The following is a 26,083-nucleotide window of genomic DNA, read 5'->3' as shown; positions in this document are numbered from 1 at the left end:
AAAAGGGTGCTCGCGTACAGGGGGCACCCGGAGTTGCCCCTCGGTCGGGGAGTCGGTCACGGAAGCTGGCGGATGTCCTGTCCGATACCCGCCACCTGCGGTGTTAGGATGCCCCGGTGCACCTGAAATCGCTGACCCTCAAGGGCTTCAAGTCCTTCGCGTCCGCGACGACCCTGAAATTCGAGCCCGGCATCTGCGCCGTCGTCGGCCCGAACGGCTCCGGCAAGTCGAATGTCGTCGACGCGCTGGCCTGGGTGATGGGGGAGCAGGGGGCCAAGACCCTGCGCGGCGGGAAGATGCAGGACGTCATCTTCGCCGGCGCCGGCGACCGTAAGCCCCTGGGCCGCGCCGAGGTCACCCTGACCGTCGACAACTCCGACGGCGCCCTGCCCATCGAGTACTCCGAGGTCGCCATCACCCGGCGCATGTTCCGCGACGGCGCCTCCGAGTACGAGATCAACGGCGCCAGGGCCCGCCTGATGGACATCCAGGAGCTGCTCTCCGACTCGGGCATCGGCCGGGAGATGCACGTGATCGTCGGACAGGGCAAACTCGCCGAGATCCTGGAGTCCCGCCCCGAGGAGCGCCGCTCCTACATCGAGGAGGCCGCCGGCGTGCTCAAGCACCGGCGCCGCAAGGAGAAGGCCCAGCGCAAGCTCGCCGGCATGCAGGCCAATCTCGACCGCCTGACGGATCTCACCGAGGAGCTCAAGCGCCAGCTCAAGCCCCTGGCCCGGCAGGCGGAGGCCGCCCGGCGCGCCGCCACCGTCCAGGCCGACCTGCGCGACGCCCGACTCAGGCTCGCCGGGGACCGCGTGGTCCGCCTGCGCGCCCGGCTCAACGACGCCGCCCGCCAGGCGGAGCTGCTCAAAGAGCAGGTCGCGGAGGTCACCGGGCGGCTCGAGGAGGCCACCGGACACCAGCTCGAACTCGAGGGCCGGCTGGAGGAGCTGACCCCGCGCGCCGAAACCGCCCAGCAGCTGTGGTTCCGCCTGTCCACCCTGGCCGAGCGGGTCTCGGCGACCGGCCGCATCGCCGCCGAGCGCGCCGGCAACGCCGGGACCCAGGCCGCCTACACCGGTCCCGACCCCGATGAGCTGGAGGCGCGTGCGGACAAGGCCGACGCCGAGCACACCGAGCTGGTCGAGGCCGCCGAGATCGCCCGCGGACGGCTCGAGTCCATCGGGGAGGAGGTCGCCGAGCGTGAGGAGGCCGCCCGGTCCGCCGAGGCCGAGCACCTCGCCCAGGTCCGGGCCATCGCCGACCGCCGCGAGGGCGTGGTCCGTCTGCTCGCCGCGGAGGAGTCCCTGGCCGGGCAGGTCGCGGCGGCCGAGGACGAGATCGCCCGCCAGTCGGAGACCCTCGAGGAGACCCTCGAACGTACGAAGGCCGCCGAGGCGGAGGTCACCCAGGTCACCGAGCGCATTGCCGCGCTCACCGCCGAGCGCGAGCCCCTGGACGAGGCGCACGTGCGCGCCGCCAGCGAGGCCGGCGCCGCGGAAAAACGCCTCGACCAGCTGCGCGACGCCCAGCGCGAGCGTGAGCGCACCGTCTACTCGCTTGAGTCCCGCATCGACACCCTGCGCCAGACCGCGCCGGTGGCCGACGCCGCGCAAGCGCTGTCCGGGCACGGCGACTGGGCCCCGCTGGCCGGCCTCGTACGCAGCGGCGACGGGCTGGGCACCGCCCTGGCCGCCGCCCTGGGGTCGCACGCCGAGGCCCTGGCCGGCGCGCTGCGCCGGGAGGTCGTCGAGCAGCTGGCCGACGGCACCACCGCACGCACCGTGCTCGTCGACCAGGCCGGGCCCGCGGGCGACTGGCGTCTCGACGCCGCACTGCCTGCCGGGGTGGACTGGCTGCTCGACCACCTCGAGGTCGACGCCTCCATCGCCGGTCCCGTTACCCGCCTGCTCGCCGACGTCGCGCTCGCCCCCGACCTGCCGACGGCGAAGGCGACCGTCACCGCCGACCCGCGCCTGCGGGCCGTCACCCGCGACGGCGTGCTGCTCGGCGAGGGCTGGGCGGAGGTCGGGTCCGGGACGTCCTCGACCCTGGAGGTCACCGCCGCCATCACCGCCGCCGAACAGGAACTCGAGCACGCCCGCGTGGAACTCGACGAGCTCTCGGGCACCCTCGAGGGCGCCCGGCTCGCGGCCGAGGACGCGCGCGTCGACGCCGCCGCGAAGAAGGCCGCCCTGCGCGACCACGACTCGGCGGTCGCGGGCTGGGAGCGCGACGCGGCCCGGCTGAAGAGGCAGTACGAGACCAATCTCGCCGAGCACCGGCGCGCCGCCGACCGGGCCACCGGGGCAGAGGCGCGCCTGGCCGGGCTGCGCGACCAGCTCGCCGAGGCCCGCGACCGGCTCGCCCGCGTCGAGGACGATGACGCGCCCGAGGAGCCGTCGACCCATGACCGTGATGAGGCGACGGCCGCCCTGGCCCAGGTCCGGGCCATGGAGATGGAGGCGCGCCTGAGCCTGCGCACCGCCGAGGAACGCGCCGACCAGGTCGCCGGCCGTGGAGAGGGGCTGCGCCGGCAGGCTCAGCATGAGCGTCAGGCCAAGGCCCGCCACGAGCAGGCGATGGCGCGGCGCCGCCACCAGGCGGAGCTCGCCCGCACCGTGGAGACCGGCGCCCGCGACCTGGCCACCCGGGTGGTCGACGCCACCGAACGCGCTGCGGCCGAGCGCGACGAGCTGGCCCGCCGCCGGGCGGAGGTCAGCACGCAGCTGGCGCGTGCCCGGGACACCGTCAACGCCGCCCGGATGCAGCTGGACCGGCTGACGGACACCGCGCACAACTCCGAGATCGCGCGCAGCCAGGCGCAGGTGCGCATCGACGAGGCCGAGGCCAAGATCGTCGAGCAGCTCGGCCTGCCGATCACCGACCTGCTGGCCGACTACACCCCGGAGGACGGCTTCGACCGCGCCGCCGAGGAGAAGCGGCTCAAGCAGGCGGAGCGCGACCTCACCGCCCTGGGCAAGGTCAACCCACTGGCACTGGAGGAGTTCAAGGCCCTCGAGGAGCGCTACGAGTTCCTGTCCACCCAGCTCAACGACGTCGTGCAGGCCCGCAAGGACCTGATCGGCGTGATCGAGGACGTCGACGCGCGAATCCTCCGGCTGTTCACCGACGCCTGGCACGACGTCGAGGCGGAGTTCCCGAAGGTCTTCGACACCCTCTTCCCGGGTGGGGAGGGCAGACTCATCCTCACCGAACCCGACGACCTGCTCACCACCGGCATCGAGGTCGAGGCCCGTCCGCCCGGAAAGAAGGTCAAGCGGCTGTCACTGCTGTCCGGCGGCGAGAAGTCCCTGACGGCCCTGGCGATGCTGGTGGCCATCTTCCGCGCCCGGCCCAGCCCCTTCTACGTCATGGACGAGGTCGAGGCCGCCCTCGACGACGTCAACCTGCGCCGTCTGATCGCCCTGTTCGAGGAGCTGCGCCGCGACTCCCAGCTGATCGTGATCACCCACCAGAAGCCGACGATGGACGTGGCGAACGTCCTCTACGGGGTGACCATGCGCGGCGACGGCGTGACCCGGGTGATCAGCCAGCGCATGAGCCCGACCGGGGGCTCCCCGCTCGCGCGGGAGGAAGCCGACGCCGGGGTCTGAGCCCGGGCCCGTGACGTCGACCCCACGGGGCGGAGACGCCCGTCACCACCCGGGGCGCCGGATCACACACGCGGTGGAGGGTCCGTGCGCGCCGGGTACACTGATGCGGCCGGACGCGAGCCCCGGCGGCCCCGCCGGCGTCAGACGACGCCCGGGCACCAGCGACACACCTTCCAGAAGGGGGAGAGCTTCACCAGATGAGCACCAGAACCGACGGCGAGCCGCAGCAGCCCACCCAGGATCCGCAGCCCACCGCGACGCCGTTCGCGGACGTGACCGACTCCCTGCTGCTGTGGGCCTCCCAGGCCGAACTGGCCGTCTCCCAGCGACTGGCCGGGTGCGACTGGTTCCCGGCCTCGGGCTACACCACCGACGACCTGGAGGCCATCGACCGCTTCTTCGGCACCTTCCTGGCCCGCCAGGTCGCGGCCGGGGCGAAGCTGCCGGAACTGCTGGAAATCACCCCGGGACTCACCGTCGCCAGCCTCGTCGCCCGGGCGGCCCGCGTGCTCGACCGCGATGAACTGCTGACCGAATACCTCGTGGGCTTAGGGCTCGAGGCCCGCCCCGAGTGGGTCGAACACCTTTCCTCACACACCGCCGACCTGCTCGGACGCGTCGGGCTGACGGTGCCGGAGGATGGGACCACGGCCGTCGAACTGCTCACCGCCCACGCCGGGGTCACCTCCTCCGAGGTGGGCACGCTGCTGGAGCTGCTCGACCGCCTGCCAGGGGAGACCACCGGGGCCGAGGCCGCCGCGCTGCTCGCCGACGGGTCCTGGCGCGGGCACTGGCCCGGCTCGGAGGGCGATGAGGAGACCGACCCGGTCCACCTCACCGCCACCGAGTCGGTGGCCCGTCTCGCCCCCGGGCACCTGGCCGGGCTCATCGACGCCATCCAGGCGCTGCGGGCCTTCGCGCTCGCCCACCCCAACTCCTGGCTCGACCGCGACCGTGGGGGACTCACCCCGGCCCTGCCCGGGCTCGTCGCCGAGGCGGTCGTCGCCGAGCTGCGCGAGCGTCCCGTCGGCACGCTGGACCGTGCCTCGGCCGTCGGCGTGACCACCCGTGAGCTGCGTCCGCGCCTGATCTTCGACGCCGAGCGCGGCAAGGTGTGCCTGCGCCTGCCCGAGCAGCGCGTCGAGGACGAGCTCGGTGAGGTCTCCTGGCGCGTGAGCCTCGACGGCACCACCCGCATCTTCCGCACCGGCCGTCCCTGGGGCGAGCCCACCTGGGCCGAGGCCCTCGACGTGACGGTGGAGCACCAGGTCCGTGAGGTCACCGTCCAGGACGTGACCAACGGCATCACCTGGACCACCCCGGTCGTCGACACCGAGGATCCCGTTCTGCTCTTCGCGGTCAACGGCCAGGACCTGACCGGGATGGCCACCCTGCACCACCCCGAGGTCTGGGTGCTCACCCCACCGGACTCGGAACTGTCCGACGTGGTCACCGGCGATGAGCTCCCGGTGCTGGAGACGGTGGAGGTCCACGGCTGGACCTCCTGGACCGCCCGCCGCCTGGATCTGTCGCACGCCGCCAGCCTGCAGGTCACCCGCCCCGGCCAGACGCCGTCGGCGACCACGAACCACCTGCGCTGCGTCGATCCGCGCCAGCGCGTGCGCTTCCGTCACCCCGAGGCCCCGCTCGACGACGTGAAGACGCTGTCCGGCCTGCCCCTGCACCCGGTGTCCCTGGTCGCGGAGTTCCCCCCGACGATCTCGGGGCACGACGAGATCTGGCAGCTGTCGATCTCCGCCTACGCCCGTCCCGGCACCGCCGGCGACGAGGTCGCCCCGCCGGAGCCGCTCGAGGTGCCGGCCGAGGGTGGCGTGTTCGCCATCTTCGATCCCGAGGTCTACGACTCGCCCTGGGTCGGCGAGTACCTCATCCGCCTGCGCGGACCCCGCAACGAGTCCTTCCGCCACCGCTACGCGCTCGTCGAGGGCATGTCGGCGCGCACCCTCATCGACGACGAGGCCCGCACCGTGCGCATCCCCGCCGGCGCCGGACTGTCCGAGGCGTCACTGAGCGTGTCGGCCGGCGAGAAGGCCTTCGGCGTCGAGCCGCGGCGCATCACCGTCGACGCGGCGTCGGCCGGCGCGAACTTCGCGGTGACCACCGAGGAGGGCGACTACCTGCCGCTGCGCTTCACGCCGCCGCGCCTGTCGTTTGAGCTGCCGGTGCGCGACTACCCGCCGATGTGGCGCACCACCCGCCTGGTGTGCGCCCCGCGCGACCTCGACGCCGAGGGCGAGCTGCGGGTGCGCGTCGGCGGCGAGATGGGTAACCCGCAGGTGCGCGTGGTCAACCACCACGGCGCGCCCGTGCGCACCGTGAACCTGACCGCCGCCGACGCGCAGACCTACACGGGGCCCGTGGCCCAGCTGGCCTCCTCCGCGGCGACGCTGCCGTCGGGACGCATCGAACTCGAGTGGAACGACGTGCGCGTCAACCGCCGCACCGCCGTCACCCTCGCCGACCTGAGCAAGGACCCGCACGCCGCGGGCGTGAGCATCGAGGACGGCCACCTGGTCGTCGACGGGGCCGCCACCGGCCGTTCGCTCGCGGCCTGGGTCTGGCCGCTGACCGCCCCCTGGGCGTCCGCGGTGACCCTGCCGGAGCTGACGGCGCGTACCCCGCTGCCCGAGGCGTTCGTCGACGCCGGCCCGCTCGCGGTCCTGCCGCACTCGGCCGATCCGTTCACCACCCTGCGCGCGCCGCAGACCCCGGGCGCCTCCGCGCTCGTCGCCGAGCAGCCCGGCCACCTGGCCGACCAGCCGGGCGCGCTGGCCGACCTGTCCGCCTTCCTCGCCGGCGAGACCGACGACGCCCCGGCCGACCCGTCCGTCATGCCGGTGCTGTGGGACCTGCTCGCCGGCTGGGGCGACGCCGACCACTCCGAGCTGGCCGACCGCCGCCGCGCCGCCGTGACCACCGCCTTCGCCGCCGCCCCGGGTGCGGCGCTCGCGGCCCTGGCCGCCTCCCTGGTCCCGGCGGAGCAGCAGCCGGGCCGGGTCATCGCCTCCGGCCTGGCCACCGTGCCGCTCGCGCCGGCGACGGGGGACGGGGCCGAGGATGACCCGGATGAGGCCGAGAGCCTTGCCGCCGCCGTGATCGCCGGGGACACCCCGGACAACACGACCCGCACGGACCGCACGGACCGCACCGACGGCGACGACGCCGAGCACCACGCCGCCTGGATCGGGGCGATGGAACTGCTCGGGGCCCTGCCGGCCGCCGCCGGCGAAGCGGAGGAGGGTAACCCGCAGCGGCTGCGCGAACTGCGCAGGAAGCTGGCCGAGATCGCCGGAAAGGGGATCCTGACCACCCTGGCCACCGGCCGCGACGCGACCCTGGACACCGCCGGCATCGATCAGTCGACGGTGCTCATCGCGCGGATGGACGCCACCCAGCAGGAGGCCCTGCTGGCGTCGTTCTTCTCCAGCGCGGAACTGGTGCCCGGCGCCATCCTCGACGACAACACCCGGCTGCTGGCCATCTTCGAGACCTTCCACCGCCGGGAGGAACTGACCGACCTGCTGACCTCCGAGGGTCTGATCAAGCCGGCCGTCAGTCTCCTGCGCGCGCTGCGCAGCTCCAACCGCCAGCTGTACTCCTCGGCGCGCATCCGCTTCGACAAGCTGGACGCGGTCAACACCGAGGACCGGGACAACGCCTGGGCGCTGGCACCGGTGGTCTCCCTGGTCTTCGCCCTGGCCGCCCGTATGCACGCCCACGGGCTGATGGGCAAGTCCAGGACCCTGGAGGCCGCCTCCACCGGCTGGAGTCGACTGGCCGACGTCGTGCCGGACCTGGTCACCGGTGACCTCGTCGCCGCGGAGGCGATGGTGCTGGCGGAGACCTACCCGCAGCTCGCCGGCTGATCCCGGTCGGCGGGCCGGGGCCGGATCCGGCGATTCGGTGTGAGAAACCGGGGCGATGCTGCCACTATGGAGTCCATGAACGATATTCTGCTCATCGGCATCATCGCCCTGATCATCGTCCTCGTCGTCGTGGCGGTGATCGTCATCGTCGGCCTCAACCGCAAGAAGTCGAAGACCGTCAGCTTTGAGAAGAAGGAAGAGCCCGAACGCAAGGAGCTGACCCAGCAGGAGAAGTCCGGCAACTATCAGGCCACCGGTGGTTTCAACTTCGCCCCCGCCAAGCCCGCGGCAGAGAAGGAGCCGGAGGTTCTGCCCGGCCAGGAGCTCGGCGGTCAGCAGCCGGAACCGAAGCCCGAGCCCACCTCGGAACCGAAGCCCGAGCCCGAGGCCCCCGCCCAGGCGCCGGCTCCGAAGGCGCCGGAGCCGAAGCCGGCGTCCGATAAGCCGGCGCCTGCCGCCCCGCTCAAGCCCGCCGAGCCGGGGAAGGCCGAGCAGGCCGGGACCCAGTCCAAGGCAGAGGCGAAGCCGGAGGCAGAGAAGTCAGAGTCCGGGGACACCACGCCGCCGGCAGCCGCTGCCGCGGTTCCGGTACCTGCCCCCGACGTGCCGTCGCAGGAGGCCGCCTCCGTCGACACCGGCGCCGGATCCTTCCCGGGTGCGGCCGATGAACTCGACGCCAGCCCCGACACCACCGAGGTCGCCCGCGCCGCGGAGGAGCAGGCACCGGAGGAGCCGCAGGCCCCCCGCGACATCGTCGAGCAGCCGGCGGAGGAGCAGGAGGTCGAGGTCTCCGAGGACGTGGCCGAGAAGATCGAGGAGTCCGAGGAGGCCGAGGAGTCGCCCGTCTTCGACGAGGTCGCCGAGCAGGCCGACGATGAGGTTGTCGCGGACATCGAGCAGGCCGACGTCGCGGAGGAGGCCGAGGAGGCCGCCGAGGCCGCGCAGGTCACCGCCGAGGTGGCCGAGGCCGCCCGCGAGCAGACCCCGGTGCCGGACACCCCGCCGGCCCCCGCCCCCGCCCCGACCGAGGAGATCGACCCCGCCGCGGGTCGCATCGGCCGCCTGCGCGGTCGTCTGTCGCGGTCCCAGAACGTCATCGGACAGGGCGTGCTCGGCATCCTGTCGGCCGGCGACCTCGACGAGGACGCCTGGGAGGAGATCGAGGACACGCTGATCATGGCGGACCTCGGCACGAACGTGACGATGAAGGTCGTCGACTCTCTGCGCGACAAGATCGCCGCCCGTGGCGTGTCCAGCGAGGAGGACGCCCGCGCCATGCTGCGCGAGACGCTCATCGAGGCCGGTCGCCCTGAGCTCGACCGCTCCATCAAGGCGATGCCCTACGAGGGCAAGCCCGCCGTTGTGCTCGTCGTCGGCGTCAACGGCACCGGCAAGACCACCACCACCGGCAAGCTCGCCCGCGTGCTCGTGTCTATGGGTCACAAGGTCCTGCTGGGTGCGGCCGACACCTTCCGCGCGGCCGCCGCCGACCAGCTCGAGACCTGGGGGCGCCGCGTCGGTGCGACCACCGTGCGCGGCAAGGAGGGCGCCGACCCGGCCTCCGTCGCCTTCGACGCCGTGGCCAAGGGCGTCGAGGAGCAGGCCGACGTCGTTCTCGTCGACACCGCCGGCCGTCTGCACACCTCCACCGGCCTGATGGACCAGCTGGGCAAGGTCAAGCGCGTCGTGGAGAAGAAGGCCGTCGTCGACGAGGTCCTGCTGGTCCTCGACGCGACCGTCGGCCAGAACGGTCTGACCCAGGCGCGGGTGTTCCGCGAGGTCGTCGACATCACCGGCGTGGTGCTGACCAAGCTCGACGGCACCGCCAAGGGCGGCATCGTCTTCCAGGTGCAGGAGGAGCTCGGCGTGCCGGTCAAGCTGGTCGGCCTGGGCGAGGGTTCGGATGATCTGGCACCCTTCGAGATCGAGGGTTTCGTCGATGCTCTGCTGGGATAGGGGAGCGGGGCCGCAGGGCCGACCCCTCACCGCCCCCGGGGGTGGTGACCTCTCCGTGATAACCTCGGTGGAATGAAGTGCACCACTACGGGACCCCGCGCCGGCTTCCGGCCGGTGTTCTGGTGCCTTCCGCCCTCGGCGGGAACCAACGGTTACCTGTCCACGTGGGGGGAGCACCTTTCCGGGTCCGGCCCCGGGCGCCGCGTCACCGCTGTCCGCTCTTGACCGTTGATCATCCTGCAGGATCCGGGTCACACCGTCGGCTTCCGCCGGTGTGACCGCCCGCCACCCCGGCGCTGAGCCGGGGCGGGTCTGCCCGGGTGATCGCCACCAGCCTGAAACCTGGAAACATGCTACTTACCGTTCTGGCGGTGCTCGCCGCCACTGTCGCGCTGTCGCCGGCCGTGTCCCGACTGCTCGGACGCAACGCCGGCTGGCTGCTCGCCCTCCCGCTCCTCATCGGCGCGGTGATCGGCGTGATGACGTACACACGCCCCGGCTCGGAGGAGGGGGTCCACACCGAGGTCTGGGAGTGGATGCCCACCATCGGGGTGGACCTGGCCGTGCGTTTCGACGGCCTGTCGTTCGTCTTCCTCATGCTCGTCCTCCTCATCGGTGCCGGGGTGCTCATGTACAGCACCCGCTACCTCGGCAAGGGGAGGAACTCCGCCTTCTACTTCTTCATCTGCGGCTTCGCCGCCGCAATGGGGCTGCTCGTCCTCACCGACGACCTGATCGTGTTCTACGTCGCGTGGGAGCTGACCACGCTGTGCTCCTTCTTCCTGATCGCCAACGCGGGGGAGAAGGGCCACGACCCGGCCATCCGCACCCTGCTCGTCACCGTCGGTGGTGGCCTGCTGCTGCTGACCGCGACCGTCGTCATGGTCGTCGCGACCGGCACCACGCGGATCAGCGAGGTGCTCGCCGACCCGGTCTGGGCGGATCGTCCCGGGCTGACCGCCCTGGTGGCGGTGCTGATCGCCGGGGCCGCGTTCACCAAATCCGCCCAGTTCCCCTTCCAGGCCTGGCTGCCGGACTCGATGGTGGCCATCGCGCCGGTCTCGGCGTACCTGCACGCCGCCGCCATGGTCAAGGCCGGCATCTACCTGGTGCTGAGGTACTCGCCGATGCTCGCTGACGTCGGGATCTGGAACACGCTGCTGATCACCGCCGGCCTGATCACCGCGCTCTTCGGCGCGGTCACGGCCGTCAAGCAGGACGACCTCAAGGCGCTGCTGGCGTACTCGACCATGAGCCAACTGGGCCTGCTCGTCGCGACCGTCGGCATCGGCACCGAAACGGCGCTGACGGCCGCGGTCGTGCACACCATCGCGCACGCCTGCTTCAAGGCGGCGCTGTTCATGATGATCGGCGTCGTCGAGCACGAGGCCGGTACCCGCAACTACTCCGAGCTGACCGCCATGCGGCTGAAGATGCCGGTGACCAGGACGGTCGTGGTCATCTCGGCGGCGTCGATGGCCGGCATCCCGCTCCTGTTCGGCTTCGTGAGCAAGGAGTCGCTCATCGACGCCGCGCTGCACTCCGGCTTCCACACCGATATCGTCACGCTCGTCACCGGTACGGTCGTCGCGTCCTCGATGTTCACCTTCGCCTACTCCGCCCGCTTCATCATGGGCGTGTGGGGCCGGCGGAGCCCGGGGCCGATCGACGGCGGGGAGCCCGAGACGGTGCGCGAGGCCGCGCCCGGCTTCCTGTTGGTCCCGTCCCTGCTCGCCGTGGTCACGGTCGTGCTAGGCATCGCCCCCTTCCTGGTGGAGAACCCCGTGGCCGACGCCGCGCTGGCCGTCTCCGGTGAGGAGGTCACCCCGGGTCTGGCGCTGTGGCACGGATTCAACCCGGCCCTGGCCCTGTCCGCGCTGATCATCGCGGTCGGTGCCGTGCTGGTCGGGCTGCGCCGCCCGGTCGACGAGTTCCTGGGCCGCTTCCGGGCACCCGTCGGCGGCCTGGAGATCGTCGAGCGCCTGCGGCAGGGCACGATCGACTTCGGCGCAGTGGTCACCCGTTCAACGGGCACGACGTCCATGCGCCGGCATCTGACCGCCCCGATCATCGGGCTCGTGGTCATCGCCGTGGTCGGCGTACTCGTGCTGACCAACCTGCCCCCGGTGGTCGGGGAGCGCTCCGAGCCCACCGACTGGATCTTCGTCCTGTTCATCCTGCTCGGCGTGATCGCCGCCGCGCGGTCGCAGTCGCGTCTGAATGTCGTGATCGTCATCGCCGTCATCGGATTCGGGATCACGTTGTGGTTCTTCACGCTCGGTGCCCCGGACGTGGCCACCACCCAGCTCATGGTCGAGGTCCTCACCGTGGTCGTCATGATGCTCGTGCTCAACCGCCTGCCGCACCGCTTCACGCCGGAGACCCGCCGGGCCGAACTCTGGTCCGTGGTCGTCGCCGTGGCAGCCGGGCTGGCCACCGTCCTCGGCGTGCTCGCCCTGACCGGGCGCAGAGAGAAGTCGGAGGTGGCGGAGTACTACCTCCGGGAGGCCGAGAACATCACGGGCGGCGCGAACATCGTCAACACGATCCTGGTGGAGTTCCGTGCCCTGGACACCCTCGGCGAACTGACGGTGCTCGGCGTCGCGGGCATTTCGGTTGCCGCGCTGCTGAAGTCCCGGCCCCTGCTCCCGGTGCGGAGGAAGAATCTCGACCTGCAGTCGCCGATCGCCGGCCCGCGCGAGAACTCCGTGTTCCTGCGGGCCACCACCAAGCTGGTCGGCCCGATCATCATCGCGATGTCCCTGCTCCTGCTGCTGCGCGGCCACTACGAGACCGGCGGCGGATTCATCGCGGCGCTGGTCGGCGGCGCCGGTTTCGCCCTGCTCTACCTGGCCGCACCGAGTGACCGGGAGGCCAAGATCAAATGGTCCTACATGGGACTGATCGGGGCGGGTGTCGTCACCGGTGCCGGGGTCGGACTGCTCGGCTACCTCGAGGGGTCCTTCCTCGCCCCGCTCCACTTCGAGGTGTTCGGTTCCGGCCAGTCCACCGCGCTGATCTTCGACATCGGCGTCTACTTCGCCGTCATCGGCGTGGTGCTCGCGGCCCTCAACCTGCTGGGCACCGAGGAGGCGGCGGAGGAGACCCCGGATGAGGACCTGGGTCACCACGCCCGGTCGACGATGGGCAAGACCCGCGAACACCTGCACGGCCAGCCCACGGGTGGCCGGGCCACCGGTGCAGAAAGGACTGAAGAATGACACTCGCCCTCTCCGCCGGGCTCCTGGTGGCGGGAGCCGTCTACCTCATGCTCCGGCGCGACATGCTCCGCATTGCCGTGGGGTTCATGCTGCTCAGCCACGGCGTCAACCTGATCATCGTCGCCTCGGGCGGCACCTCCGACCGGGAGGAACCCTTCGGGGCCTTCACGGACGCCACCGGCATCGCCGATCCTCTCCCGCAGGCCTTCGTCCTGACCGCCATCGTCATCTCCTTCTCGATGTCCATCTTCATGCTGGTCACCGCGATCGTCGGCAAGAAGGACGACGCGACCCGCGATGAGGTCGACCCGCGCACCGACGAGGAAGTGGTCTCCTGATGAATTCCCTCATTTCCCCGGATCTGCTCGGTCCGCTCCTGCAGCTCTTCGTCGCGGTTCCGCTGCTCGCCGCGGGTCTGCTGGTGCTGGTCGGTCGGCGCCGGCTGCTTCAGACGGTGATCATGTTCATCGTGCTGGTGGCCTCCCTGGCCGCCTCCGTCCTGCTCATCCTCCAGTTCACCGACGGCTCCACGGTCGCCCACGGTACGGGGCAGTGGCCCTTCGGCGTGGCCATTCCGTTCGTCGCGGACATGTTCACCGCCCTGATGCTGACGACCACCGGCCTGCTGGCCGTGGTCTGCTCCTGGTTCGCCGTGGCCTCGGGCTACACCCGCGAGCGGTTCTTCGCCCCGCTGGTGCTGGTGCTCATGACCGGTGTCAACGGCACGCTGCTGACCGCGGACCTGTTCAACTTCTTCGTGTTCATCGAGGTCATGCTGCTGCCGTCCTACGGCCTCTACGTGCTGACCACCCGGGAAACCGCCGAACTGCGGGTGGTGGACGGCGTGCGCCTGTACGTCTCGGCCAACCTGTTCGCCTCGACGATGCTGCTCGCCGGCGTCGCCTTCGTCTACGGCACGGCGGGCACCGTGAACCTCGGCGAGCTCGCCGGGGTCGCCGCCGAGGATCCGGCGGTGGCCATCGCGATGGCGATCGTGCTGTTGTCCATGATGGTCAAGGCCTCGGTCGTACCGATCCACAGCTGGCTGGCCCGCACCTACCCCTACACCTCCCCGGCCGTGACCGCGCTGATCTCCGGCCTGCACACCAAGGTCGGCGTGTACGCCATCTACCGCTTCTACGCGGTGGTTTTCGACGGTGACTCCCGGTGGCTGTGGATCGGTGTCGCGCTGTTCACCGTCACGATGCTCATCGGCGTGCTCGGCGCGGTGGGGGAGAAGACCACCCGTGAGATCCTGGTCTTCCACATGGTCAGCCAGCTCGGCTACATCCTGATGGGCGTGGCCCTGTTCACGGAGCTCGGCCTGACCGCCGGCATCTTCTACCTGATCCACCACATGCTCGTGAAGGCCTCGCTGTTCATGTCGACCGGCGCGATCGAGGTGGAGTACGGCACCGGCGAGATCGGCAAACTCAGTGGCATCGTCAAACGGGAACCGGTGCTCGCGGTGTCGTTCTTCGTCGCTGCCCTGTCGCTGGCGGGCATCCCGCCGTTCTCGGGCTTCGTCGCGAAGGTCTCGCTGATGATCGGCGCCTGGGACGCGGGCCGCATCATCGCCGTCGTGGTCATGGTGATCGTCAGCCTGATCACCCTGCTGTCCATGCTCAAGATCTGGGGCGGAGTGTTCTGGGGCGACCGGAAGGAGGGCCCCGCGCCCGGCCTGACCGAGACGAAGGTGGACAGCGCGGCCCCGGAGGGCGAGCTGACCCCGCAACCAGCGGGCACCCTGGTCTCCCCGGACGGTGACGGTGACGGTGACGGAGCCGGGGACGGGGCCGCCACCGGCGCCACCGACTCCGCAGAGGCCGCGGGGGAGACCCGCACGGCCACCGCGACAGGGACGCGGTGGCAGGCCGACGCCGAAACCGACGCCGAAACGGAAACCGCGGAGGACACCCGCAGCCGCGTCAGCGGATGGTTGACCGCTCCGTCGCTGATCCTGGCGGTCGCCACCATTGCGATCGGCCTGGGTGCCGAGGTGCTGCTGTCGTTGTCGGAGACGGCGGCGAACGGGCTGCTGGACACCTCCGGTTATGTTGAGGCGGTGAGGAACTCGTGATGAGGAACCTGCTGACCTGGCCGTTGCGGATCATCCACTTCTGGGCCTGGTACATCAAGGAATTCATCGTGTCGAACATGGCGGTGCTCAAGGACATCGTCACCCCGAGCAACGACGCCACCCCGGGCATCGCCCGATACGAGTGCCACAGCCAGACCGAGGGGTGGTACACCCTGTTCGCCGCCCTGGTGACCACCACCCCCGGCACCCTGGTGGTCGGCGCAGGCCGGGACACCGAGACCGGAGTGCGCGTCATGTACGTCCACAGCATCTACGAGGACTCGGCGGCGGACCTGCTGGCCGGGCTGCGGGAGATGGAGGACCGCATGATCAAGGGCCTCATGATCCATCCGAGGTACAACGAAGGAGCGAAATGACCGTCATCGACATCGCCATGATCATCATCGGCCTGTCCGTCGTCCCGGCCGTCTACCGCATGATGGTCGGCCCCACCCGTGCGGACCGCGCGATCGCCGGTGACCTGGTCACGGTCGCCGTCGTCGGGCTGCTGGCGCTGGTCGGAATCCGGGACGGCAGCCAGTTCACCTTCGATATCGTGCTCATCGCCTCCCTGGTGAGCTTCCTCACCGCGATCGCGCTGGCTCGGGCGCTGACGGCGGGGGTGCGCTGATGGATATCCTGACTCTCGCCGCGGATGTGCTCATCATCCTCGGTGCGTTGGTCTTCGCGGTCTGTGGCGTCGGCCTGATCACCTTCCGTGACATCTACACGCGTCTGTCGGTGATCGGCACCGCCGGCGGCATCGGCATCGTGCTCGTCGTCCTGGGGGTCCTCCTCCATAATCCGGACTGGCTCAACACGGTGAAGGCCCTCGCGATCATCGTGCTGCTGGTCGGCACGTCGTCGATCGGCTCGATCCTGCTCGCTCGCGCGGCACTGCTGCGCAGGACTCCGATGGTCGAACCGATCTTCGATGAGACGAAGCTGCTGAGCGAGGAAAACCCCGAATAGCCGGCCCTCCGTACATGACACGGCTCTGACACCGCCCCCGGGAACCACTCCCGGGGGCGGTGTCGCCGTTGCGGGGCGGGGTAGGGGCGTGGCGCCGGTGAACTGGGGGAAACGGGCGGTGAGGGGGTGGGGGCGCAGATTTTTATCTGTCGCACTATCGAAATAGTTTCTATCGCGCTATAGTCATTCTCGTCGGCAAACCAATAGGTCGACAGTTTTTAGCGCAGACCATCCATGTCCCCGCCCGGGCAGGGCACGCTCCCTCCCGGGCACCCACCACAAGGAGGCCCACAATGTCAGCGGATGAAGTCGTGCAGGCGTCGGGCAACGCCGCCTGGATGCTGATCTCGGCATCCCTGGTGCTGCTCATGACCCCCGCGCTGTCACTGTTCTACGGTGGCATGACCGGCCGGCGCTCCGTGCTCAACATGATGATGATGTCCTTCGGCGCCCTTGGTGTCGTCAGCGTCGTCTACGTGCTGTGGGGCTGGTCCATGTCCTACGGCACCCAGTCCCTGTGGGGAGTCGTCGCCAACCCCCTCGAATTCCTCGGCCTGCGGAACTCGATCACCGACGACGCCGGCAACTACCTCGCCGGCTCCTCCGGCTACGCCAACGTCATCGACGTCAGCTTCCAACTGACCTTCGCCGTTATTTCCACCGCACTGATCTCCGGCGCGCTGGCCGGGCGCGTGAAGTTCTCCACCTGGCTGGTGTTCACCGCCGCCTGGTCCACGCTGGTTTACTTCCCGCTGGCCCACATGGTCTGGGGCGGCGGCCTGCTCTCACACTCCGAGCAGTCCCTGTCGGCCCGCATCTTCGGCGTCAGCGACGGCGAGGCGACCATCGCCCCCATCGACTTCGCCGGCGGCACAGTCGTCCACATCTCCGCCGGCACCGCCGCGCTCATCCTGGCCCTGCTGGTCGGCCGGCGCGAGGGCTTCCCGCACATCCCGCAGCGCCCGCACAACCTGCCGCTGGTCATACTCGGTGCCGCCCTGCTGTGGTTCGGCTGGTTCGGCTTTAACGGCGGTTCCGCCTTCGCCGCCGACGGCCTCGCCGGCCTGGCGTGGCTGAACACAACGGCCGCCACCGCCGCCGCCATGCTCGGCTGGCTGGTCGTGGAGCGCCTCCGCGACGGCCGTCCCACCTCGCTGGGCGCGGCCTCCGGCGTGGTCGCCGGCCTGGTCACCGTCACCCCGGCCGCCGGTGACCTCACCCCGCTGACCTCCCTGCTCATCGGCGTGGTCGGCGGCGGGCTCGCCTGCCTCGGCGTCGGCCTGAAATACCGTTTCGGCTACGACGACTCCCTCGACGTCGTCGGCGTCCACCTCGTCGCGGGCCTGTGGGGCACCGTCGGTGTCGGCCTGCTCGCCACCGACGCCGGCCTGCTCACCGGCGGCGGCACGGCCGGCCTCCAGCTGTTCGTCGTCCAGATCGTCATCGCGGTCGTCGCCATGATCTTCACCGCCGCCGTCACCGCCGTGATCGCCCTGGTGCTCAGGGCCACGATGGGCTGGCGCATCGCCCGCGAGGAGGAGGCCGAGGGCATCGACGCGGCCGAGCACCGCGAAACCGGTTACGACCTCACCGGCCCCGAAATCCGGCGCGGCAACCTCATCGCCACAGGTGCCGAGACCCCGGCGCTAGGATTGACCGCGACGACCGCCGGCCCGGACGGACCCGCGGACACCACCGCCGACACCGGGACCGACCTTCCCGACCAGACCAAGGAGTAAGTGACATGAAACTCGTGACCGCAGTGGTGAAGCCCTTCACCCTCTCCGACATCCGGGAGGCGCTCGACCAGCTCGGCGTGCACGGCATGACCGTCACCGAGATCCAGGGATTCGGGCAGCAGCGCGGACACACCGAGGTCTACCGGGGTGCCGAGTACGCCACCGACTTCGTCCCGAAGGTCAAGGTCGAGCTGGTCATCAAGGACGAGGTCCTCGAGGACGTCGTGGACGCCGTGATGCGGGCCGCCTATACCGGCAAGATCGGCGACGGCAAGATCTGGGTCACCCCGGTCGAGCACGTCCTGCGCGTGCGCACCGGCGACCGTGACGATGACGCACTCTGATTCAGCCACCGGCCACCACCCCGGCCCCGATCCCGCCCGACTGCGGCGGCAGGTGGGGCAGCGGACCCGTGAGATGCTCGCCGCCCTCGATCTGCCGCCCGGCACGGCCCTGGCGGCGACGGGGTCGCTGGCGCGCGGGGAGATGACCCCGTACTCGGATCTCGATCTCATCCTGCTGCACCCGGCGGGGCAGGTTCCGGACCCGGAGCAGGTCGAGGCGGTGTGGTACCCGATCTGGGACGCCAATCTCCGCCTCGACCACGCCGTGCGCACCCCCGAGGACTGCGTGGCCATGCTCTCGGGCGATCCCACCGCCGCCCTGGCCCTGCTCGACCTCGACCACGTCGCCGGGGACCGCGGACTCGTCGAGCGTGCCCGCCCGCTCATCCTGCGCCACTGGCGCCGCGAACTGCAGGCCCGCTTCCCACAGGTCGTCGACTCCGCCATCGCCCGCTGGCGCCGCTCGGGTTCGGTGGTCACCATGACCCACCCCGACCTCAAACACGGCCGGGGTGGCCTGCGCGACATCGAGCTGCTGCGGGCACTGGCGCTCGGCAACCTCTGCGACGCGCCCCCGCTGAATGCCGAGCACCGGCTGCTGCTCGACGCCCGCACCCTCCTGCACGTCGAGGCCCGGCGGCGCCGCGACGTGCTCGACCCCGAGTTCGCCGCCGACGTCTCCCTCCGCCTGGGCTTCGACGACCGTTACGAACTGGCCACCGCGCTGGCCGAGGCCGCGCGCACCGTCGACGACGCGCTCGGTGACGGCCTGGCGACGGCCCGCGGGGTGCTCTCGCGCCGGGCCACCCGTACCCGCCCCAGCCCGCGGCGCCCCCTGGACCTCGACGTCGTCGACGCCGGCGGGATGATCACGCTCTCGCGCCAACCCGACCTGTCGGACCCGGCGCTGCTGCTGCGTGTCGCCGCGGCCGCCGCGCGCACGGGGCTGCCCGTCACCGACCGCACCTGGTGCCGGCTGGCGGGCCTGCCGGAGCTGCCCGAGGTGTGGACCGCGGCGGCCGCCGACGACTTCTTCACCCTGCTGTCCTCGCCCGCGCACACCCCGGACGTCGTCAACGCCCTCGACCGCCACGGTCTGTGGACGCGCCTGGTGCCCGAGTGGGACCACATCCGTGGCCGGATGCCGCGCGAGCGCACCCACATCCACACCATCGACCAGCACTCCCTGGCCACCGTCGCCCGCTGCGCCGCCGCCACCACCGCCGTCGCGCGTCCCGACCTGCTGCTGCTCGCCGCCCTCTATCACGACATCGGCAAGGGCCACGGCCGCCCGCACGAACAGGTCGGCGCCGAGTTCGTCGCCCGCATGGCCGCCCGCCTCGGGCTCGACCTGCCCGACCGCTCGCGCGTGCAGACGCTCGTGGCCGAGCACACCACCATCGCGCGGCTCACCGCCACCACCGACCCCCGCACCGAGGCCGGCCGGGACGCGCTTCTCGACGCCGTGCACTACGACCTGCTGACCGTCAACCTGCTGGAGGTGCTCACCGAGGCGGACGCGAAATCCACCGGTCCCGGGGTGTGGAACCACCGCCTCGAGGCCGGGCTGCGCACCCTGGCCGCCGCGGCCCGGCGCGCCCTGACCGCGCTGGCCCCGGTGCGCCCGATCGTGCACGCCCCCGACGAGATCGGGTTGCGCGCCAACGAGTCCGGGGAGACCGTCACCGTGTGGTGGCGCGGCGACTATCAGCGCGGGATGGTCCGCGTGCTCGCGATCTTCGCCGCCAAGGCGTGGAACATCATGGGCGCCAGGGTGGCGCGTGCGGCGGACGGCACGGTCCACGCGGAGTTCGACACCCGCTCGACCATCGAGACGCTGACCGCCTCGGCGGACGCGGTCAGCTTCATCCAGACCTACAAGTCCGGCGTGCACTCCATGCTGCCCGCCGTCACCCCGGGGCCGACGGCCACCTACTGGGACGGCAACGTCCTCGAGGTACGCACCGTCGACCGGATCGCGGCCCTGGGCGCCCTGATGGGCGTGCTTCCGGAGATCTCATGGCTGACGGTGCGGACGCCGGGTGCGACAATGATCGTGCAGGCCGCCCTCACGGGCGATATCGACCGCGGCCGGGTGGGCAGGGATGTGACCCGGGTGCTGGCGACCGGCTAGCATGGATGAATCATCCAACCCCCGCGCCTCGACCACCAACAGGGAGTGTCCACGTGTTTGAGTCTTTGTCCGACCGTTTGACCGGTGCCCTCAAGGGGCTCCGCGGCAAGGGGAAGCTCACCGAGGCGGACATCAACGCCACCGCCCGTGAGATCCGGCTGGCGCTGCTCGAGGCGGACGTCTCGCTCACGGTCGTCCGCGGCTTCATCAAGCGCATCAAGGAGCGTGCGGCGGGTGCGGAGGTCTCCGAGGCGCTCAACCCGGCCCAGCAGGTCGTCAAGATCGTCAACGAGGAGCTCGTCCAGATCCTCGGCGGCGAGACCCGTCGCCTGAATCTGGCGAAGAACCCGCCGACGGTCATCATGCTCGCGGGCCTCCAGGGCGCCGGCAAGACCACCCTGGCCGGCAAGCTCTCCCAGCACCTGGCCAAGCAGGGCCACACCCCGATGCTGGTGGCCTGTGACCTCCAGCGCCCGGGTGCGGTCCAGCAGCTCCAGATCGTCGGCGAGCGCGCCGGCGTGCCCACCTTCGCCCCGGAGCCGGGCACCTCGCTGGACTCCCACGGGCACGAGATGGGCACCTCCCACGGCGACCCCGTCGACGTCGCCCGCCGCGGCATCGAGGAGGCCGGTCGCAGCCGGCACGACGTGGTCATCATCGACACCGCCGGTCGCCTCGGCATCGATGAGACCCTGATGACCCAGGCCCGCAACATCCGCGACGCGGTGCAGCCCGACGAGGTGCTGTTCGTCATCGACGCGATGATCGGCCAGGACGCCGTGCAGACGGCCGAGGCCTTCCGCGACGGCGTCGACTTCACCGGCGTGGTGCTCACCAAGCTCGACGGCGACGCCCGCGGTGGTGCCGCCCTGTCGATCCGTGAGGTCACCGGCAAGCCGATCATGTACGCCTCCACCGGTGAGAAGCTCGACGACTTCGACGTCTTCCACCCCGAGCGCATGGCCAGCCGCATCCTCGGCATGGGTGACGTGCTCTCCCTGATCGAGCAGGCCGAGAGCGTCCTCGACCAGGAGAAGGCCGAGGCCACGGCCGCGAAGCTCGGCACCGGCGAGCTGACCCTCGAGGACTTCCTCGACCAGATGCTGATGATCCGGCGGATGGGGCCGGTCGGCAACCTGCTGAAGATGCTGCCCGGTGGCAAGCAGATGAACGACATGGCCGACATGGTCGACGAGAAGCAGCTCGACCGCATCCAGGCCATCATCCGCGGCATGACCCCCGCCGAGCGTGACAACCCGAAGATCCTCAACGCCTCCCGCCGCAAGCGCATCGCCGCCGGCTCGGGCGTGGAGGTCGCCGACGTCAACCAGCTTGTCGAGCGCTTCTACGAGGCGCGGAAGATGATGGGCAAGATGGCCGGCCAGTTCGGCATGGGCGGCGGCATGAACCGTTCCGCGACCAAGAAGAAGCCGAAGGGGCGCAAGGGCAAGGGCGGCAAGCGCAAGCCGGCGAAGCAGCGTCGGGGCGGCGCCCCGCAGATGCCGGGCATGCCCGGTGGGATGCCGGGGATGCCGGACATGGCGCAGCTGCAGAAGATGCAGGAGCAGATGGGCGGCGCCGGCGGCGGCATGCCGGGGATGCCGGGTGCGCCCGGCGGCGGTGGTCAGCTGCCGAAGGGCATGGAGGACTTCGACCTGTCCAACCTCGACTTCAACGAGGCCATGAAGCGCCGGGGCAAGAAGAAGTAACCGATCCCTCGGGCATGTCCACGCGCGGGAGACCCCGGTTCCGCGTCGCCGGTGTGGCGGCGGGCCGGGGTTTTGTCCTGCGATGGCCCCGTCGGCCCGGCGGGTGAGGGGGGGATTTCCGGATCCGCACCCGCAGCCGGTATAGTGGTTCGAGTTGTCCGCCCGGGAGCACGGGAAACCGCCCGCGGCCGGCACGCGAAAACTTTCCTCCCTGCGTCATACCGCCACCGACCCCGGTCGGCCGGTCTGAGTCACACGCAGGAAAATCCAAGGGTTGAACCGGCCCGCCGGAACACGTCGGCGGGTGCCTGAACTGCCCAGTGACCAGAAAAAGGAGCCACCATGGCTGTCAAGATCAAGCTGCAGCGCATCGGCAAGATCCGCACCCCGCACTACCGCGTCGTCATCGCCGACGCCCGCAACCGCCGCGACGGCAAGGTCATCGAGAACATCGGCACCTACGAGCCGAAGCAGGAGCCGTCCCTCATCCAGATCGACTCCGAGCGTGCCCAGTACTGGCTGGGTGTCGGCGCCCAGCCGACCGAGCCGGTTCTCGCCCTGCTGAAGGTCACCGGTGACTGGCAGAAGGCCAAGGGCCTCGAGGGCGCCGAGGGCACCCTGAAGGTCGCCGCCGAGAAGCCGTCCAAGCTGGACCTGTTCAACCAGGCCCTGGCCGAGGCCAACGACGGCCCGACCGTCGAGGCCGTCACCGAGAAGCGGAAGAAGGCCAAGGAGGAGAAGGAGGCCAAGGAGGCGACCGAGAAGGCCGCCGCCGAGGCTTCCGAGGAGGCTCCGGCCGAGGAGTCCGCAGAGTAATTCTGCCGCCCACCGCGCCGTGAGGCGCCTGCGGGCGCCTTTCACCGACGACACCGCACCGTAGTCCCGGAAACGGGGCCGGTGCGGTGTCGGCGTTTCTGTGTGCGGGAGCTGCTGTGGGCGCCCGACATCGCGCTGTCAGCAGCCGTCCTCCGGCCCCTGTCCGGCGTCGAAGTTCTCCCGGTAACGGCGTTCGGCCTCGGCGAGCAGCGCCGGGGACAGGCGGGCGATGGGGGAGATGTCGACCAGCAGCGGTTCGCAGTCGGGCCCGCGCCCGACCTGTCTCCCACGCAGCACCCAGGCGAAGCGCTCGGGGTTCTTCTCCTGGAGGTGCTTGTACTGGCACAGCTGACGGGCGATCCAGTCCCCGAGCGGGCGGGTCCACCAGGACTCGGGGTTCAGCGGATTGACCGACAGGCCGGGAAGTTCCAGGCCGCTCTCCGTGTCGGTGCTGCCGCCCGAGGCGTCATTGTCCGGCCCCTCGGAGTAACGGACGTGCAGGCCGGGCTCCGAGGCGGCCATCTCCTCCAGATCCGCCAGATGATTCAGGGTCTTCAGTTGCTCCGCCACCCGGGTTCACCTCCTCCGGTTCGTCCCCAACGATAAGGGTTTCTTTATAAGGTACCGGAGGGAAACCGGCTGCAGGTGGTCGTCGGCAGTCAGTCGTCGGCGGGGACCCGGGTATCGGTATTCAGCAGCGGGGACAATTCGTCGACGGGAACCACGACGACGTCGAGAATCTTCCAGTCCAGCTCCCGGCATTTCTCGCGCGCGTCGATCAGCTGCTCGATGGGGGTGGAATCGGGATCCCCGGGGACCACGAAGGCCTCGATGTGGAAGACCTGCCCCTCCTCGCGGACCCGGCACCCGGCCTCCTTCACCCACGGAAGGTCGAGGAGGATGCGGTTGAGCCGGGCCGGCAGCGGATGCGGTTCCCTGCTGTCGAGCTTGCGGGGGATGGCGTCGACGAGCGAATCGAGTGAGGCCTTCATGTTCTGGATCCCGTCCCAGAGGATGTCGAGTGAGATGATGATCGCGGCCACCGCGTCCGCCCACCAGATACCGAGGCCGATTCCGGTGACACCGAGGATGGTCGCCAGGGACGACAGCCAGTCGGCCTTGTTCATCTTGCTGTCCGTGAACAGGACCTTGTTGTGCAGCTGTTTGGCCGGCCCGATCTTCATCCGGCCGAGAATCAACGGCGGGAAGGTACCCAGGAACATGAAGCCGATCATCACCCAGCCGTGCCAGATCTCGAGACCGAAGATCACCATCAGGCCGATTCCGGGACGTTCGGCCGTGACCAGGGACATGACCGACTGGCCGAGCAGGAAACCACCGAACGCCAGCAGCGCCATCGCGGACACGAAGTGCGCGGTATCCATGGACTGGTGGAATCCGTACGGATGGTCCTTGCTCGCCCGGCGGGAGAGGACACGGGTGCCGATGAGAAACGCCAGTGGGGGGATCAACGCCAGCAGATCCTGCACCCACGCGGCCTGCATGGCCTGCGAGTTGCCCTTGATCAGGAACAGAATGACGGTGTCGACGACCAGATAGGCGACGGTCACCCACATCAGGATCGTCGCGCGTTTGAGCGCCCGCTGCTGAGTCTCCGGCATCTCCTCGCGCTGTACCGCTCCCAGTGCCATCAACGTCACCTCTTCCAAGGGAAAGGCAATATGTCTTCCCCCAAATCTGCCAGTTTCCGCGCATCAGCGCACCAGTATCGGCGTGAGCGGCGGCGATGACCGCGGATTCCCCTCGGACGCCCGCGCTTCCTACGCTTCCCGGCCCTGGTGGCGCCCCCCCCCCGGTGAGCATCGTCAACAGCAGCACGTTCGCCTCGTCCGGTGCGTCGGCGGGGCAGTCCACGCGGTGGACGACATGCTCGCGCAGGTGGATCACCGTTCCCGGAGCCAGACGCGCGGTCTCGCCGCCGCAGCCGAAGTCGAGGGTGCCGGAGACGCACTGGACCGTGATCGGGTGGGCCGCCCGGTGGTCGGGCAGGTTCTGGCCCGGGGCGAAGGTGAAGGTGATGAGGTTCGCGCCGTCACCCTGCAGCAGGCGCGCGACGGCCGGGCGCGGGCGCCTCGGGTCCGGGGTGGGGGAGAGCTCCGTGAGCGGCAGGACCGTCATCGGGCCGGAGCCGCGGATCCCCGCCTCCCCGAAGCCCTCGGGGGTGTCGACGGGGACGGGGGACTGCGGGTGCTCCGGCATGCGTACTCCTCGGCTGGCGGATCTGTGCTGGCCACCCCGAGCCTATCCGCCGCCCGGAGTGGCGTCCCGGAAAGTTCCCCTGCCCTGCAGGGCGGGACGCGTCCTCCGATAAGCTCGGGACCCATGGAATTGATGATCGGACGCGTGATCAAGTCCCACGGCATCCGTGGCGAGGTCGTCGTCGAACCCACCACCGACGAACCCGGGATCCGCTTCGCCGTCGGCGAGGTCCTCGACGGTCGGCAGGGTGGCAGGGAACACGAGCTGACCGTCGCCACCGTGCGCCCCCACCAGAACCGGCTGCTCATCAAGTTCGAGGAGGTGCCCGACCGCACCGCCGCCGACTCCCTGCGCGGGGTCCGTTTCTTCGCTGCCCCGCTCGAGAGCGACGGGGACGACGACGGCTTCTACGACCACGAGCTCGAGGGCCTGCGCGTCATCCACGACGGCGACGACATCGGCGAGGTCACCGGCGTCATCCACGGCCCCGCCGGCGAGATCCTCGAGGTCGAGCTGAGTGGCGGCAAGGAAACGCTCATCCCCTTCGTCCACGACATCGTCCCCGAGGTCGACCTCGAGGCCGGCACCTGCACCATCACCCCGCCCGAGGGGCTGCTCGAGCTGTGACGCGTGTCGGCGCCCGCGGGTACCGCTCAGGCGGGTGTCATCACGCGGCCGGGGTCACCGGTCGCACGGTGAGCAGTTCCACCTCCCCGGAGCTGCAGCCGGTCATGCCTTCAACCGGGAGGAAGGCGGCCGCGGTGTTGCCCGGCGGGTAGATCCGCAGCCCGTCGGCCGGCACGACCCCGCCGCAGGCCGCGGGATCATGGATTTCCGCGCGGCTGGTCCGCACGTCGGCGTGCGCCGTCCCGCCGGGGGCGAGGGAGACCGGCTGCGGTTCCCGCCGCGCCTCCCGCACGGCCGCGGCCCCGATCTGGGTGCCGTCCCCGTATCCCACGAGACTCACTCCGGGAAAGCCGGTCAGCTCGCAGGGGGCGTCGGTGGTGTTGGTGAAACCCAGGGTGTGGATGACGCTGCCGGCCGCCCCCTGCTGCGCCACCAGCGAGATGTCCAGCCCGTCCGTGTGGCAGGCGCCGGGAGGAGGGGGAGACTCAGCGCCGTCCGCCCGGGTGTCCGTGGTGTCCGAGGTATCCGTGGCCCCGGCTTCCTGCACCGGCGCGGCCGTCGTCGTGGCGGTTTCGGTGACCGTCTCCGGTGGCGGGGGCGCGGGATCGGCCTGCCCACAGGCAGTGAGAACCGCGAGGGCGCCCCCGGCCCCGAGGAGCAGCGGGATTCGGCGTGGGATGAGTGCGATCGGGCTCATGGCCCCACGGTAGACCGCGGGCAGGCCGGCTGTCGCCCGGTCGCCTGCCGGGCGGAACCCGGTC

18 protein-coding genes and 1 pseudogene are annotated in these 26,083 nt (G+C 70.6%); 15 read left to right on the top strand and 4 right to left on the bottom strand.

Annotation, left to right across the window (positions count from 1 at the left end):
- Nucleotides 1-116 precede the first annotated feature (116 nt).
- The 14 genes from smc to rpsP all read left to right on the top strand — a co-directional run bounded on the left by smc (nucleotide 117) and on the right by rpsP (nucleotide 22,475).
- Complete coding sequence (gene smc / locus A605_RS09195; RefSeq protein WP_015401234.1) at nucleotides 117-3,617, top strand: chromosome segregation protein SMC; 3,501 nt, start codon at nucleotides 117-119, stop codon at nucleotides 3,615-3,617.
- Nucleotides 3,618-3,814: 197 nt separating this feature from the next.
- On the top strand, nucleotides 3,815-7,504 hold the full coding sequence (locus A605_RS09190; protein ID WP_015401233.1) for a hypothetical protein: 3,690 nt from the start codon (nucleotides 3,815-3,817) through the stop codon (nucleotides 7,502-7,504).
- A 66-nt stretch (nucleotides 7,505-7,570) separates the two neighbouring features.
- Nucleotides 7,571-9,460 (top strand): signal recognition particle-docking protein FtsY, encoded by a 1,890-nt coding sequence (gene ftsY, locus A605_RS09185; RefSeq protein WP_015401232.1) that lies wholly within the window; start codon nucleotides 7,571-7,573, stop codon nucleotides 9,458-9,460.
- Nucleotides 9,461-9,810: 350 nt separating this feature from the next.
- On the top strand, nucleotides 9,811-12,681 hold the full coding sequence (locus A605_RS09180; protein ID WP_015401231.1) for a DUF4040 family protein: 2,871 nt from the start codon (nucleotides 9,811-9,813) through the stop codon (nucleotides 12,679-12,681).
- Nucleotides 12,678-13,019, top strand: coding sequence for a sodium:proton antiporter (locus tag A605_RS09175; protein ID WP_015401230.1), 342 nt, complete (start codon nucleotides 12,678-12,680; stop codon nucleotides 13,017-13,019). Before A605_RS09180 ends, A605_RS09175 begins: the two co-directional genes overlap by 4 nt.
- Nucleotides 13,019-14,761: a monovalent cation/H+ antiporter subunit D family protein gene (locus A605_RS09170; RefSeq protein ID WP_015401229.1), complete on the top strand. Its 1,743-nt coding sequence runs from the start codon at nucleotides 13,019-13,021 to the stop codon at nucleotides 14,759-14,761. Before A605_RS09175 ends, A605_RS09170 begins: the two co-directional genes overlap by 1 nt.
- Nucleotides 14,761-15,138: a Na+/H+ antiporter subunit E gene (locus tag A605_RS09165; protein ID WP_015401228.1), complete on the top strand. Its 378-nt coding sequence runs from the start codon at nucleotides 14,761-14,763 to the stop codon at nucleotides 15,136-15,138. Before A605_RS09170 ends, A605_RS09165 begins: the two co-directional genes overlap by 1 nt.
- The gene (locus A605_RS09160) at nucleotides 15,135-15,392 is read left to right on the top strand and encodes an MrpF/PhaF family protein (protein WP_015401227.1); all 258 of its coding nucleotides are present in this window, start codon (nucleotides 15,135-15,137) and stop codon (nucleotides 15,390-15,392) included. Before A605_RS09165 ends, A605_RS09160 begins: the two co-directional genes overlap by 4 nt.
- Complete coding sequence (locus A605_RS09155) at nucleotides 15,392-15,733, top strand: monovalent cation/H(+) antiporter subunit G (RefSeq protein ID WP_015401226.1); 342 nt, start codon at nucleotides 15,392-15,394, stop codon at nucleotides 15,731-15,733. The genes A605_RS09160 and A605_RS09155 overlap by 1 nt, the downstream gene beginning before the upstream one ends.
- A gap of 293 nt (nucleotides 15,734-16,026) precedes the next feature.
- Nucleotides 16,027-17,472: an ammonium transporter gene (locus A605_RS09150; protein ID WP_015401225.1), complete on the top strand. Its 1,446-nt coding sequence runs from the start codon at nucleotides 16,027-16,029 to the stop codon at nucleotides 17,470-17,472.
- A 5-nt stretch (nucleotides 17,473-17,477) separates the two neighbouring features.
- Nucleotides 17,478-17,816 carry a P-II family nitrogen regulator gene (locus A605_RS09145; protein ID WP_015401224.1) on the top strand — a complete coding sequence of 113 codons (339 nt, stop codon included), beginning with the start codon at nucleotides 17,478-17,480 and terminating at the stop codon, nucleotides 17,814-17,816.
- Nucleotides 17,803-19,950: a [protein-PII] uridylyltransferase gene (locus tag A605_RS09140; RefSeq protein ID WP_081602113.1), complete on the top strand. Its 2,148-nt coding sequence runs from the start codon at nucleotides 17,803-17,805 to the stop codon at nucleotides 19,948-19,950. The genes A605_RS09145 and A605_RS09140 overlap by 14 nt, the downstream gene beginning before the upstream one ends.
- A gap of 53 nt (nucleotides 19,951-20,003) precedes the next feature.
- The gene (gene ffh / locus A605_RS09135) at nucleotides 20,004-21,659 is read left to right on the top strand and encodes a signal recognition particle protein (protein ID WP_027004102.1); all 1,656 of its coding nucleotides are present in this window, start codon (nucleotides 20,004-20,006) and stop codon (nucleotides 21,657-21,659) included.
- Nucleotides 21,660-22,001: 342 nt separating this feature from the next.
- On the top strand, nucleotides 22,002-22,475 hold the full coding sequence (gene rpsP / locus A605_RS09130) for a 30S ribosomal protein S16 (RefSeq protein WP_015401221.1): 474 nt from the start codon (nucleotides 22,002-22,004) through the stop codon (nucleotides 22,473-22,475).
- Nucleotides 22,476-22,613: 138 nt separating this feature from the next.
- On the opposite strand, the gene A605_RS09125 is transcribed toward rpsP, so the two are convergent.
- The 3 genes and pseudogenes from A605_RS09125 to A605_RS16050 all read right to left on the bottom strand — a co-directional run.
- Entirely contained in the window at nucleotides 22,614-23,045 is a 432-nt protein-coding gene (locus A605_RS09125; RefSeq protein ID WP_015401220.1) for a DUF6098 family protein, read from the bottom strand.
- Between the two features lie 89 nt (nucleotides 23,046-23,134).
- Nucleotides 23,135-24,127 (bottom strand): cation diffusion facilitator family transporter, encoded by a 993-nt coding sequence (locus tag A605_RS09120; protein ID WP_015401219.1) that lies wholly within the window; start codon nucleotides 24,125-24,127, stop codon nucleotides 23,135-23,137.
- A gap of 160 nt (nucleotides 24,128-24,287) precedes the next feature.
- A pseudogene (locus A605_RS16050) lies at nucleotides 24,288-24,614 on the bottom strand (cupin domain-containing protein); the annotation flags it as partial.
- Between the two features lie 204 nt (nucleotides 24,615-24,818).
- On the opposite strand from A605_RS16050, the gene rimM reads away from it, so the two are divergent.
- A complete protein-coding gene (rimM, locus tag A605_RS09115; protein ID WP_015401218.1) occupies nucleotides 24,819-25,322 on the top strand; it encodes a ribosome maturation factor RimM in 504 nt (167 codons plus the stop codon).
- A 40-nt stretch (nucleotides 25,323-25,362) separates the two neighbouring features.
- Here the strand turns inward: rimM and A605_RS15855 are convergent, their stop codons facing one another.
- Nucleotides 25,363-26,019, bottom strand: a complete 657-nt coding sequence (locus A605_RS15855) for a DUF4232 domain-containing protein (protein WP_015401217.1) — start codon at nucleotides 26,017-26,019, stop codon at nucleotides 25,363-25,365.
- Nucleotides 26,020-26,083 lie beyond the last annotated feature (64 nt).

Origin of the sequence: Corynebacterium halotolerans YIM 70093 = DSM 44683, from assembly GCF_000341345.1 — a bacterium.
Lineage (GTDB): Bacteria > Actinomycetota > Actinomycetes > Mycobacteriales > Mycobacteriaceae > Corynebacterium > Corynebacterium halotolerans.
This window is presented reverse-complemented; position numbering and strand designations above follow the sequence as displayed.

Excerpts from the sequence above, each read along its gene's own strand:
- A605_RS09190 (WP_015401233.1), top strand. The coding sequence starts at position 3,815 with ATGAGCACCAGAACCGACGGCGAGCCGCAGCAGCCCACCCAGGATCCG.
- ftsY (WP_015401232.1), top strand. The coding sequence starts at position 7,571 with ATGGAGTCCATGAACGATATTCTGCTCATCGGCATCATCGCCCTGATC.
- A605_RS09180 (WP_015401231.1), top strand. The coding sequence starts at position 9,811 with ATGCTACTTACCGTTCTGGCGGTGCTCGCCGCCACTGTCGCGCTGTCG.
- A605_RS09175 (WP_015401230.1), top strand. The coding sequence starts at position 12,678 with ATGACACTCGCCCTCTCCGCCGGGCTCCTGGTGGCGGGAGCCGTCTAC.
- A605_RS09170 (WP_015401229.1), top strand. The coding sequence starts at position 13,019 with ATGAATTCCCTCATTTCCCCGGATCTGCTCGGTCCGCTCCTGCAGCTC.
- A605_RS09165 (WP_015401228.1), top strand. The coding sequence starts at position 14,761 with ATGAGGAACCTGCTGACCTGGCCGTTGCGGATCATCCACTTCTGGGCC.
- A605_RS09160 (WP_015401227.1), top strand. The coding sequence starts at position 15,135 with ATGACCGTCATCGACATCGCCATGATCATCATCGGCCTGTCCGTCGTC.
- A605_RS09155 (WP_015401226.1), top strand. The coding sequence starts at position 15,392 with ATGGATATCCTGACTCTCGCCGCGGATGTGCTCATCATCCTCGGTGCG.
- A605_RS09150 (WP_015401225.1), top strand. The coding sequence starts at position 16,027 with ATGTCAGCGGATGAAGTCGTGCAGGCGTCGGGCAACGCCGCCTGGATG.
- A605_RS09145 (WP_015401224.1), top strand. The coding sequence starts at position 17,478 with ATGAAACTCGTGACCGCAGTGGTGAAGCCCTTCACCCTCTCCGACATC.
- A605_RS09140 (WP_081602113.1), top strand. The coding sequence starts at position 17,803 with ATGACGCACTCTGATTCAGCCACCGGCCACCACCCCGGCCCCGATCCC.
- rpsP (WP_015401221.1), top strand. The coding sequence starts at position 22,002 with ATGGCTGTCAAGATCAAGCTGCAGCGCATCGGCAAGATCCGCACCCCG.
- A605_RS09120 (WP_015401219.1), bottom strand. The coding sequence starts at position 24,127 with ATGGCACTGGGAGCGGTACAGCGCGAGGAGATGCCGGAGACTCAGCAG.
- rimM (WP_015401218.1), top strand. The coding sequence starts at position 24,819 with ATGGAATTGATGATCGGACGCGTGATCAAGTCCCACGGCATCCGTGGC.
- A605_RS15855 (WP_015401217.1), bottom strand. The coding sequence starts at position 26,019 with ATGAGCCCGATCGCACTCATCCCACGCCGAATCCCGCTGCTCCTCGGG.